The 11,962-nt window shown below is 56.6% G+C and carries 9 protein-coding genes and 1 pseudogene; 5 read left to right on the top strand and 5 right to left on the bottom strand.

From position 1 onward, the window contains the following. The first annotated feature begins 260 nt into the window (after positions 1–260). Entirely contained in the window at positions 261–1,064 is an 804-nt protein-coding gene (gene pcaD, locus HY788_13840; GenBank protein MBI4775230.1) for a 3-oxoadipate enol-lactonase, read from the top strand. 72 nt (positions 1,065–1,136) lie between these two features. On the opposite strand, the gene HY788_13835 is transcribed toward pcaD, so the two are convergent. Together HY788_13835 and HY788_13830 are read right to left on the bottom strand one after the other, a co-directional pair. Then, entirely contained in the window at positions 1,137–1,820 is a 684-nt protein-coding gene (locus tag HY788_13835) for a response regulator (GenBank protein ID MBI4775229.1), read from the bottom strand. Between the two features lie 19 nt (positions 1,821–1,839). Further along, entirely contained in the window at positions 1,840–3,339 is a 1,500-nt protein-coding gene (locus tag HY788_13830; GenBank protein ID MBI4775228.1) for a HAMP domain-containing protein, read from the bottom strand. A 212-nt stretch (positions 3,340–3,551) separates the two neighbouring features. Between HY788_13830 and HY788_13825 the strand changes: the two genes are divergently transcribed. Beyond that, a complete protein-coding gene (locus tag HY788_13825) occupies positions 3,552–3,821 on the top strand; it encodes a hypothetical protein (protein ID MBI4775227.1) in 270 nt (89 codons plus the stop codon). A gap of 372 nt (positions 3,822–4,193) precedes the next feature. Here the strand turns inward: HY788_13825 and HY788_13820 are convergent, their stop codons facing one another. The 3 genes from HY788_13820 to HY788_13810 form a co-directional block, all read right to left on the bottom strand. Further along, the gene (locus tag HY788_13820; protein MBI4775226.1) at positions 4,194–5,333 is read right to left on the bottom strand and encodes an ABC transporter permease; all 1,140 of its coding nucleotides are present in this window, start codon (positions 5,331–5,333) and stop codon (positions 4,194–4,196) included. Between the two features lie 2 nt (positions 5,334–5,335). After that, positions 5,336–6,172 (bottom strand): ABC transporter ATP-binding protein, encoded by an 837-nt coding sequence (locus tag HY788_13815; GenBank protein MBI4775225.1) that lies wholly within the window; start codon positions 6,170–6,172, stop codon positions 5,336–5,338. 77 nt (positions 6,173–6,249) lie between these two features. Then, the gene (locus HY788_13810) at positions 6,250–7,242 is read right to left on the bottom strand and encodes an HlyD family efflux transporter periplasmic adaptor subunit (GenBank protein MBI4775224.1); all 993 of its coding nucleotides are present in this window, start codon (positions 7,240–7,242) and stop codon (positions 6,250–6,252) included. A gap of 464 nt (positions 7,243–7,706) precedes the next feature. On the opposite strand from HY788_13810, the gene HY788_13805 reads away from it, so the two are divergent. The 3 genes and pseudogenes from HY788_13805 to HY788_13795 all read left to right on the top strand — a co-directional run bounded on the left by HY788_13805 (position 7,707) and on the right by HY788_13795 (position 11,667). Continuing rightward, positions 7,707–8,708 (top strand): FAD binding domain-containing protein, encoded by a 1,002-nt coding sequence (locus HY788_13805; GenBank protein MBI4775223.1) that lies wholly within the window; start codon positions 7,707–7,709, stop codon positions 8,706–8,708. A 17-nt stretch (positions 8,709–8,725) separates the two neighbouring features. Beyond that, complete coding sequence (locus HY788_13800; protein ID MBI4775222.1) at positions 8,726–9,202, top strand: (2Fe-2S)-binding protein; 477 nt, start codon at positions 8,726–8,728, stop codon at positions 9,200–9,202. A gap of 357 nt (positions 9,203–9,559) precedes the next feature. Beyond that, positions 9,560–11,667 (top strand): annotated as a pseudogene (locus tag HY788_13795) (molybdopterin-dependent oxidoreductase). Positions 11,668–11,962: the final 295 nt, after the last annotated feature.

Here is an 11,962-nt window from a genome sequence, read left to right as displayed (position 1 = left end):
AAACCCGCCGCAGGCGGGTCTCCCACAGACTCCTTTTACATTATCGAAGCACCGCCGCGCCTCCACCGGCGTAGTGTTGCGTTGCGTATAGAGGGTCGTATTTCCCGAGCGTAACCCAAGCCCCTATTGGAATGGGCGCACCATTGTACCGTTCGACCCACGCAGAGGGTGGCCGCCTCCGTCATAAGAGTCTCATGGCTCAAATCAATGAATCGGTAAGCCTGAGGTTCGAGACCGTCCAATGAAAAGGAGACAATCCTTTGAAGGTCCAAGCCAACGACATTCAGATGAATTATGAGCTGACGGGCAAAAAGGATGCATCCGTAGTCATGTTGAGCCACGCCTTAGGTAGCAGCCTGTCCATGTGGGATCCTCAAATGGAAATCCTGGAGTCCCGATACCGTGTGCTGCGTTACGACACTCGGGGCCATGGCGGCGCCGACGCTCCGGCGAATGCGTACACTATGGAGCTGTTGGGGGATGACGCTGTCCGCTTGATGGACGCGCTCGAAATCGCCAAGGTGCACTGGGTCGGACTTTCGATGGGCGGCATGGTGGGCCAGAGCATCGCCTTGAATCACAGCGACCGTCTCCTGAGCCTGGCCCTTTGCGACACCACCGCCGTCGTTCCACGGGAGGCACAGACCTTGTGGCAGGAACGTATCGAGGCGGCTCGCTCGCGGGGCATGCAAACCCTCGTCGAGGGCGCCCTCGATCGCTGGTTTACCTCCGGATATCGCAGCGGAAACCATCTCGAGTTGGAACTGATCCGGAGGGTGTTTCTGGCCACGCCCGTAGACGGGTTTGTCGGATGCAGCGAAGCCATTCGGAGGTTGGCTTACCTCGATCGGCTTTCTGAGATAACAACACCTACCCTCATTGTGGTGGGTGCGGACGATCCCGGAACGCCGGTGGCCGCCTCCGAGGCCATGCACGAACGCATCCCCGACTCGATACTGGTGGTGCTCCCCTCCGCCGCTCATCTGTCGAATATCGAACAAGCCGGGGCTTTCAACACAACCTTGATGGATTTCCTTCGGGAACACGGATCCACTGTCGCGTGATCCCGCCTATTCCGGGCATAATGACGATTACCACTTCCCGCAAAAATACCTCCATTTGGAATTCGGAAAGCATCAGATTTTCCCGTTCATCCTGTAACCCACACCGTAAACGGCGCCTATGACCTCGCGGTCGGGGAGAAGCGCCGCCAGTTTTTTACGCAAGTTCTTCACATGCGTATCGATGGTCCGATCGTATCCGTCAAAATTATACCCCTGAACGGAATCGATCAGTTCATTCCTGGTAAACACCCGATCCGGGTGCGCCATCATAACCCATAGCAGCGTAAACTCGTTGGGAGTGAGCTTTATTTCCTCATCATGGATCATCACCCGGCGTTTCTTCTTATCCACGGATATGGGTCCGACCACCATTTTTTCTTCGAAGGGTTTGGAGCCGACTCGACGCAGAACCGCTTTCACACGCGCTACGACTTCCCTCGGGCTGAAAGGCTTACAAATATAATCGTCCGCCCCTAATTCCAATCCGATCAAACGATCCACTTCTTCCACTCGCGCGGTGATCATAATGATGGGAACGCCGGAGAACTTCCTGATCTCCCGACAGATTTCTATACCGTCCAACCCCGGCAGCATGATATCGAGCAGGATCAGATCCGGGAGATACTGTCTGACGCAGCCGATCACCTGATCGCCGCGTTCCAGGAGAGAAGCGGTATATCCCGCGTTCTGCAGATAGTCTCTGAGAAGAGCGGCTATCCGCGTCTCGTCCTCAACGATGAGAATGCGTTCGTCCATGTCGCCGGCTCCTGAATTCCTATTGCCTGAGTTTCTCGTCTGTCCGCTGCAGGGGGAATACCATCTGAATTCTGAGCCCGTCGGTTGGAGCGTTCAAGGCCGCGATCTTACCCCCGTGGCTTTCGACAATATCCTTACAGATCGCAAGGCCTAATCCGCTTCCGCCTTTGGAACGGCTTCGGGATGAGTCCACCCGATAAAGCCTGTCAAACAGGCGTGGTAATGACGAATCGGGCACACCGGGCCCCGAATCGTCGAAATTCAGCGTAAGTTCGGTTTCGGTCTGTCGGCTGAGAATCCTCAGGGTCCCGGGCTTGTCCACGTACCGCAACGCGTTCTCCAATAGATTTGAAAACAGCCGCTCCAGCCGATTCGGATCTCCCAACAGTGTGGTTCCCGGAGGCGATCCCAACTCCAGGATGACCTGGATGTGATGTTGAGCCAACCGATCTCCGAAAACCTCTACCGTCCGTTTCAGGATCTCCGTTGGATGAATCACCTTGTTCTCCGAACGAAGGGCGCCGCTCTCAGCCATTGTCAGCTCGTGAAGATCATCCACGATCCTGCTGATATAAAGCACCTCAGCGTGCAACGAATCAAGCGCCTTTGCGTCCGTCTTCCGAACGCCGTCCTGCAAAGCCTCGATTTCCCCACGCAGGATCGACAAGGGCGTACGCATCTCGTGCGAGATGTCGGAAAGCCACTGTTTCCGCATCTGCTCGTATCTTCTGAGCGTTCGGGCCATCGAATTAAAATCATCCGCGAGCTGCCCGAGTTCGTCGCGCGTCCGGACCGCGATGCTGGTATCGAAATCCAGAGAGGCCAAAGCCCGGGTCCCCAAACTCAATTGCCGAATTGGATCTGCAAGGTGTTTGGACAGCAACAGGGAAAGGAGGGAAGCCAGCGCCAACAGCACGACTCCGATGGCATACAAGGCTTTGGATTGCCGTTTCAGGAAATCCTGATCCAGCGGGTGGGATAAACGTTCTTCCACCGCTAATCTCAACCAGCCCACGTGCTCGCCTTCCGACGTTATTTCTCTGAATTTGGCTTTCCGGGTCGCAACGGGAGCCCCGACGACCAGTCGTTTGTCCTTGTCCAGGAGCGATAGTCGCCACACCAGACCCAAAGGACCCGGCTCCGGAAATGGCGGCCGTCGATCCGGCAATTCATAACCTAATGAATCCGGCGGGCGAAGAAGCCTTTCCGGAGGGAACGGTGGGGGTGGCGGAGGAGGTGGGAAAAGAGGACGCTTCAGTCCGGCCTCCTGGAGGTAGCTTCTCAGGATTTGGCGCCAACGTTCGGGGTCCGTCCTCAGTTCGTTCCACCCCTGATGCCGGGCATACGCCTCCTCGAGCGCACTCGTCAGGCCATCCAGGTTCTCAAGTTCCACCTCGGCCACGTAATCCGCGAAATTCCGAGACGCCGAGAACTCCATCGTCACGACCAGCAGACCCACAATCAACAGAGCCATCAATAAGTATGATGCGAAAATCTTGTGGAATAGTTTCCACCTCAAGGTTTCTCCTCCACTATGCATTCATAGAGGAATAGTTGTTCCTGTCCGTTTTCAACATTAAACCATCTTTCGATCCTATCCAAAGAGCTTTTTCCACCTCCTTACTGATCCCATTTTTCCTACATATTTTCTCCTCATTTCTTTTCTAAGCTTTTCGATTGGAAGATACAAAAGAAGAAAAACCGAAAATACACGAAGTTAGGAGAACACGAATGAAAACTACAAAGAGTGTGAGCATGTTGGTGGTTTTGACGGTATTGTTGTTCGGGTCGACATTGGTTTTGGCGGATTCGGACACTACGCTTCCGGCCACACCCGATGGTAGACCGATGCCGGGTCCAGGCCTTTCGGGCATCTGCACGGATGGGCTTCACCTGTATGTCCTTGCCGGCCCCATGGTTTATCAGTACAGTCTGCCCGACCTGACGCTTTCGAAATCGCTGGAAATTCCCAGGCCTCAACCGCCGGCGACACAAGAATAAGTATGTATTCAGGATGGTTTGGGGAACCCTTTTCCTAAGCGGGTTCCCCAAACCATCCCAAGACTTCTCGGGTAGGGGTCACCAGCCTCCGCCGGAAAGGCCCAGGGGGGCCGGTCGCGGTCAGCGTAGAGGAGGGCGGAGTCCCCTGTGAATCGTTCAGAAAGAGCGTGGATTGAGTTGAGGAGCGAAACACTGCAAGAAGCGCCCATAGGTCGGGTTATGCTCGCTGCGCACGCTAACCGGACCACCGCAACGCCGCTCGTGAGGATGTATCGCAATATCACAAACGTCCTTCCGGACGAACGCAGTAAGATCCGAAATCCGGACAAGTTCAGTGGGAGGACCCAAAATGCAAAGTCTTGGGAGGGGATCCTAATCCAACGTCTGACGGTACCGCTTCAGTCCGATCGTCAGGACGATCACCAGAAACAGGAGAATGTGCCAGAGGTGCACCCAGATGTCCGAAAAACCGTTGCCTTTCAAGAGGATGCCCCGAACCACGCGCAGAAAGTGGGTCAGCGGGAGCGACGTTCCGATCCATTGGGCCCACTCGGGCATTCCTCGAAAAGGAAACATGAAGCCCGAGAGCAGTATGGAAGACAGGAAAAAGAAGAACGACATCTGTACGGCCTGGAGCTGGTTTTTGGCCACGGTGGAAAAGGTGACCCCTACAGAGAGGTTTGCTCCAATAAACAGGAGCGACACGGCGAAAAGCAACGAAAGGCTCCCCAGAAGCGGCACCTGAAACAGAACGTGCGCAACAACCACAATCAAAAGCATCTGCATATACCCTACCATGATGTAGGGGATCAGCTTCCCCAACATCATCTCCAGAGGACGGATCGGCGTGGTCAAGAGATTCTCCATGGTGCCGCGCTCCCGCTCCCGCGTGACCGCGAGGGATGTAATGATCACCAGGGTCATCGTAAGCACCACCCCCATGAGACCGGGTACGATGTTGTACTGGGTGATGCCCTCGGGGTTGTACTTGGGGTGCACCTCCACGTCCACCGGCGAAAAATCGGCCCGTAGGTAGGTAAGACTTCCGGCAATGTCGCGTTTCAGCGCCGACTTTGCGAGCGTCTTGAGCGCCCCCACGGCGTTGCTCACAGCCACGGGGTCCGTGGCGTCGGCTTGCAGCAGGAGCGCCGGCCTTTCGCCGCGCACCAAATTGCGCGAAAAGTCCGTTGGGAAATTGACCACGAACAGCACTTCCCCCATGATGAGCAAACGGGTCGCTTCCGCCTCCGTGTCCGGCTTCGCAACGATGTCAAAGTAGGCGCTGTTACGCATGGCCGTCAATATGCTCCTGGAAAATACGCTTGGATCGGGGCAAAGCACGGCAGTCGGGAGGTGCTTGGGATCGCTGTTGATGGCAAACCCGAAAAGAATCAGTTGGATTATGGGGATGCCGACCATGATGGCGAATGTCACCCGGTCACGGCGCATTTGCCTGAATTCCTTCACCACCATGGCCAACATCCGCCGTCCCGAGAATCTCCCACCCAGCATGGTCAGTTCACCTTCCGGCTCATCAGGCTTATGAACACCTCTTCCAGGCTCGTATCCACCTTCTTCCATCGATACGCCGAGTTCTTATACGGCGAGAGGCTGTTTTCCAGAGCGGCGGTATCCTTGCCGCTGACATGCAACGTGTTGCCGAAGGACACCACCTGTTGCACGCCGGGCAAAGGTTTCAGGTCTCTCGCCAGGCCATGGAGATCTTCCCCTGCTACGGAATAGGTCGTCAGGCCTTCTCCGGCGACCACCTCTTCGGCGGTCCCGGATGTCAGGAGATTTCCGTAAGCAATGTAGGCCAATCGATGACAACGCTCCGCCTCGTCCATGTAATGAGTGCTGATCAGCGCCGTGATACCCTCGGATGTCAAGTCGTTCACCCTGTCCCAAAAATCCCGCCGGGCTTTTGGATCCACGCCGGCCGTCGGTTCATCCAACAAAAGCAACTTGGGGGCGTGTATCAGGCAGCAGGCCAGCGCCAGGCGCTGCTTCCACCCCCCTGAAAGGCTGCCTGCAAGCTGGTTGTTGAATTCTCCCAGTTCCATCCGTTCGACGACCCCCCGAACCGCTTTCGCTCGTTGTCGCACGCCATACACCCTGGCCGTGAAATCCAGATTCTCGCGCACCGTCAGATCTTCATAAAGGCTGAAACGTTGCGCCATGTAACCCACTTGAGGTTTGATGCCACGGCTCTCATGAACAATGTCCAACCCGAGACAGGTCCCCTTCCCTTCATCCGGCTTCAGCAGTCCGCAGAGCATACGGATAGTCGTTGTCTTACCGCTCCCGTTGGGACCCAGGAACCCGAAAATCTCTCCTTTCCTCACTTTCATGGAAAAACCGTTCACCACGGTTTTATGGCCGAAGCGCTTCGTCAGGCCTTCCACGTCGATGATCACTTCCGACGGGCTCACGTGTTCTCTCCATCCTCGATCAGAGTTACATCCACCGGCTGTCCGGGATGCAGCCGCTCCTGTTCGCGGTCGGGCAGGACCTCCACCATGAACACCAGCTTGGAACGGGTGTGCCGGCTGTAAATAACGGGCGGCGTGTACTCGGCTTGTGGAGAGATGTAGCTGATGTGACCTCGGAGACCCTCGGGACAGCCGTCGCAACCGATGGAGATCGTCTGATTCAATTTTATCCCGCTAATGAGCGGCTCGGGTACAAAGAAACGGACCTTGATGTTACGGCGTATCAAGAGCGCCACCACGGGCCTTCCCGCCGAAACCCATTCGCCCACGGTATAGTACGTGTCGAAAACCAACGCCGGTTCCGAGGCGAGCTGGGTCTTCTGTTCCAATCTCCAGTCGACCTGGGCCAGCGTAGCTTCCATAGCCGCCACCTCGGACTCGGCCGCTCGTATGATGTCCTCCCGGGCTCCCAGACGGGCGGTTTCCAGTTGGGCGGATAGTTCATCCACAAGAGCCCGATCGCTGTGGTACTTGGTTTGCGCCTGGTCCAGGTTCTCCTTGGAAATGGTCCGGTCGGCGAAGAGCTTGCGCCGGCGTTCGTACTCGAGTTCGGAGAGCCGCAGGCTCGCCCGAGCCTGTTCCATCTTCGCCTTGATGGCGTCGATCTCGGTGGGCCGCATACCCTTGCGAAGATCTTCGAGGCGCTTTTTTGACTGTTGCAGGCGCTGTTCAGCCTCGTTCCTCTGGGCGATTTCCGGCTCCCTTTCCAACTCGAACAAAACAGTTCCGGCCGCTACATTTTCCCCCCGCCTCACGAACAGATTTGTGAGTTCACCGGGCTGAGGTGAAGACACATATGTGTATTCCGCTTCCACATAGCCCTGAAATAGATCGCGAGAAGGGGTTTCACAGCCGTTTGCAGTCAGTGCCAGAACCAGCAACAACCCTACCGCAGCCCTGCCAAATCGAAGAAAACCGTCGTTATCCATTGCAGCTCCGGAAAGAACAGGCACGCGCATGAATTCCGCACGCACGCCTGAGCGAAATTGGGAAAGACCATCAACGAGTCCAAGGCCCTTGACTATGATCGTTGCACTACGATACGCCTCCGGGACAGAGTTGCTAGATCGATCATACACTCTTTTTAGTCAATAAGAGCCTTCCTTTTGAGTTGGGAAAAAGAGAATTTCCACACGTGAAATTAGAAAGAACCGGTTTGGCTTTCCATTTTGCATCACATATCAGAAGCTTATCATTAATTCAATTCATCCATGGAGCCTTTCGCAAGCTCAGGGTTTACTTTCCAAGGAATGACCGATACAACAGCGGTTGACAGATTCTTTGCCTATCCATTATTAGATGTACTGGAGTCCGCTCCGGGCATCATGGTTCCTTGGGCGGCATGCTCCGTCAAGATTCAGCGTCCCCTCTTCTACTCTGGGAGAACCGTCCCGTGAAGCTTCCAACATTTGCCTACCATCGATCGAACCGCCTGGAAGACACATTGAACGCACTCCATCAATGGGGACCCGAAGCCAAGATCCTGGCAGGCGGCACCGATCTGATCGTGAGCCTGAAACAACGCCTGCTTGCACCAAAAATCCTCGTCAGCCTTCGCGACCTGGATGAACTAAGATCTATCCGGGAAGATCCCGGAGAACTCGTCATCGGCGCCACTACCACGTTGCAGGACCTCATCGATTCCGAGCGTGTCGCCCTCTCGTTGCCGGCCCTGCGTCAAGCCGCCCGGTCCGTGGGAAGCCGGTCGATTCAGCACCTACGCGGCACCGTCGGAGGAAACCTCTGCCAACAGACCCGGTGCATGTATTACAACCAGTCCGAATTCTGGCGTTCGGCCCGGAATCCCTGCTATAAACTGGGAGGGCAGACCTGCTTCGCCGAGGAAAAAGGACAGAAATGCCGCTCCGTATGCCAGTCCGACCTGGCTCCGGCCCTGCTTGTGTACTCCGCCATGCTGAAGATCGTGGGTAAAAACTCCGAACGCCTTCTGCCGCTGAATTCATTCTATACGGGTGAAGGGGAACGGCCGTTCGATCTGGCTCCTCACGAGCTTCTTTCCGAAATCCGCCTTTCCGTTCCACCGCCTCACAGCGGAGCCAACTATCAAAAGCTCCGTTTTCGCAGCTCCATCGATTACCCCATCGCGAGCGCCGCCTGCGCACTTTCTCTGCGGAACGAAAAATTGGACACCTTCCGTCTGGCTGTGGGAGCCCTGTCCGCTGCGCCTCTGATGATCCGGGATGCTTCCACCCTCCTCCAGGGAAAAGCTCCCAACGAACAGCGCTTCCAGGAGGCGGCCCGCATGGCTGAAGCCCAGGCCAAACCGCATCCCGTGGACAATGTGGGTTCCACCGCGGCCTACCGCCAGAACATGGTTCGCGTCCTGGCCCTGCGCGCCATGACCGAAGCCCTGAAAACCGCCCAAGGCGCGTAACCTCCGAAAGGTCCTCCATGGATAAAGTGAAGATCCATCTGAACGTGAACGGCGACGACATGCACTTCGATGTCGAGCCCAACCGGACTCTCCTCGAACTGCTTCGGGACCTTGCAGGTCTTACCGGAAGCAAGGAGGGCTGCGGCCTGGGGGTGTGCGGGTCCTGCACCGTGCTCATGGACGGCCGGCCCGTCCGGTCATGCCTGACCCTGGCCATGGAGGCCGGAGGCTCCCGGATCACCACCGTGGAAGGTCTGGCCGACGGAGACCATCTGGACCCCCTCCAGCAGGCTTTTATCGAACACGGCGCTGTGCAGTGCGGCTTCTGCACCCCCGGAATGCTGATGAGCGGAAAAGCTCTGCGGAACGAAAATCCGGACCCAAGCGAAACCGAAATCCGCGAGGCCCTGTCCGGCAACACCTGTCGCTGCACCGGATACGCCAAAACCGTCGAAGCCGTAGCCGCAGCCGCTAAGAAGAGGCATGATGTCTGAGGTATTGTAGGTGAGCGTCCGGGGAAACCTTTTGCAAAAGGTTTCCCCGGACCCCTTCCAAAAACTTTCAAGCGGGTTGCGCCGCTTCGCGTTGCAACCGGTTTTCCCTAAAGGGCTCTCGGATCGCGAAGGAACAAGAGCGTGTGGTGGCTCGGCCAGGGAAACAAGATGTAATCCTAAGTTGAGTAAGTTCGTCCAGCGGCGTCCGTACGATGCCCGGGAAATGTGTTCCCGACAAGTAAGCCGCTCCGCCAGAGGCGGTGAGGCTATGTTCAGGAAGTTTGAAGGGAGTCTGAGGGAAACTTTTCAAAGTTTCCCTCAGTGGGTTTCCTTCAGCAGATCAAAACAGGATCGAATATGTCCAAATACCATATCATCGGCACGTCCGCCCAAAGGATCGATACACTGTCCAAAGTTACCGGGAGCGCCCTCTTTTCGGCTGACCTGTCCTTTCCGCGGATGCTGGTGGGCAAGATCCTTCGGAGCCCGCATCCGCACGCGCGCATCCTCGATATCGACACCTCGAAGGCCCGATCCCTGCCCGGCGTAAAAGCCGTCGTCATCGGCAAGGACACGCCCGGCGAAAAATGGGGCGTGTTTCCCTATACACGGGATCAGCAGATGCTCCAATGTGAAAAGGTTCGTTACGTTGGAGACGAAGTGGCGGGCGTCGCGGCTGTGGATGAGGACACCGCCGTCGAAGCGTTGACTCTTATACGGGTCGAGTACGAACCGCTTCCCGCGGTGTTCGATCCTGAAGCGGCCATGGCCGACGACGCCCCCCTCATCCACGAGGACCATCCCGGAAACATCAACATTCACGTGCCCATCGAGGTCGGGAACGTGGAAGCGGGTTTCGCGGAGTCGGCCCTCGTGGTCGAAGATACGTTCCGGGCAGCGGAAGACTCGTATTTCATGGCCGAACCGTACGCCGTCACGGCTCGTTTCGATCCCTCGGGCAATCTCGAGATCTGGTGTCCCAACGCAGGCCCTCACATGAAGTCCAAACCGCTGGCCAACGCCCTCAGGCTTCCTCTGAATAAGGTCAAAGTGCGCAAAATCGCCATTGGAGGCGCTTTTGGAGGTCGATCGGAAGTGTGTCCCGCGGATTTCATCGCCGCCTTTTTGTCCATGAAATCCAAGCGACCGGTCAAAATCGTGTACACCCGGGAAGAGAATTCGATGGCCACGCGGCAGGGGCACGCGTCGATCGCGCACATCAAGACCGGAGTGAACCAAAAGGGCGAAGTCCAGGCCCGTGAAATGACCACCTACCTGGACGGCGGGGCTTACAGCAGCACGGGCCCAATAGCGGTTTCCGTACCCTTCCTGTGCATGGAACAGGCGTACCGGGTTCCCAACGTACGCTTTAACGGCTACCGGATTTACACCAATAAACCCGTTCGAGGCATGATTCGCATTCACGGCCGCGCCTTTTCCTGCGGAGTGGATCAGCAACTGGATCGCATGGGCCGGGAACTCGGTATCGATCCGGTGGAGATGCGGCTCAGGAACGCCCGAGTCGCCGGAGAAACCACCCCCACCGGGTCCAAGGTTTTTTCCTGCGGATTAAAAGAGTGCATCGAGAAAGCCGCGGAAAAAATCGGCTGGAAGGACGCTTTCGGCAAGCTTCCCCCGAATCATGGCATAGGCATCGGCGTCAATTCCGTACAGACGGGCTTCCCTCTGGGCATTCGCGGAGGCTCCCAGGCGGTCGTCAAGTTCAACGAGGACGGCGGTGCGACCCTGATCTCGGGAGTGGTGGACAATGGGCAGGGCAACGACACCATGCTCGTCCAAATCGCGTCCGAAGAACTGGGCATCCCCAGGACCGCCGGGTCTTTGTAGAAGGAAGTCCGGACAAGGGGATCCCCATCCATAAACTGGTCCGGCTCAGCCTGCTGCAGGGCAAACCCGTACTTGGCCGGGGCGCTTTCGCCCCCAAAATTGATAATCGAAGGGAATGGGTGTCCAATCCCAGGGGACAATTGAGCCAGGCCTTCTCGTTCGGAGCCACCATGGCGCTGGTCAAAGTGGACCCGGAAACCGGGCAGGTGACTCCTCTCAAGGTGGTGGCCGCCCAGGACTGCGGCTTCGCCCTGAATCCCCGACAGGTCGAGATTCAGTTCGAAAGCGGCGTTGCTATGGGCGGCCAGGGAGGCATGCTCACCGAAGAATGCATCTGGTCCGGCGGAAACCTGTTGAATCCCGATCAGTTGGAGTACAAGGTGCCTCTGGCCGCAGACATGCCTCCCATCGAGAACGTCATTGTGCAGTCCATGGATCCGGGAGGGCCCTACGGCGCCAAAGAGGCGGGAATGAGCATCGCCATGAGCGCGGCCCAGGCCTACATGAGCGCCATCTGTAACGCCACCGGCGTATGGTACAAAACCTTTCCGCTGACCCCCGAGCGCATCGTTGCGGGTTTGGAAGAACGACTCAGGCGAAAAAAATGGTTTCTTTAAAGATGAACGGGGGGAACTTTTGAAAAAGTTCTCCCCCGTACCCCATAAGCGCTAACTTAAGAACTGTTTACTATGTTACTTTGCTTTTGCAGTTGCACTTGCTGTAGCAGTCGTTTTCTGGGCGATTCTCTTAAATAAATCGATATCTTGCTCCAGCCGGTGATGGATTCACCCAAGCTTAGTTTTGGGTTCACGGCTTGCGTTAGGAGGTATAGCATAAACACGGTCTCTCTCCAAAGAGATCGATTCCTGTGGCGTTTCTTGGAGTGGGTATCCCCAGGGGAAAAAAGACTCG

The sequence above is a fragment of the Deltaproteobacteria bacterium genome, from assembly GCA_016208165.1.
Lineage (GTDB): Bacteria > Desulfobacterota > Desulfarculia > JACQYL01 > JACQYL01 > JACQYL01.
The sequence above is the reverse complement of the archived record's forward strand: the minus strand, read 5'-3'. Positions and strand labels throughout refer to the sequence as shown.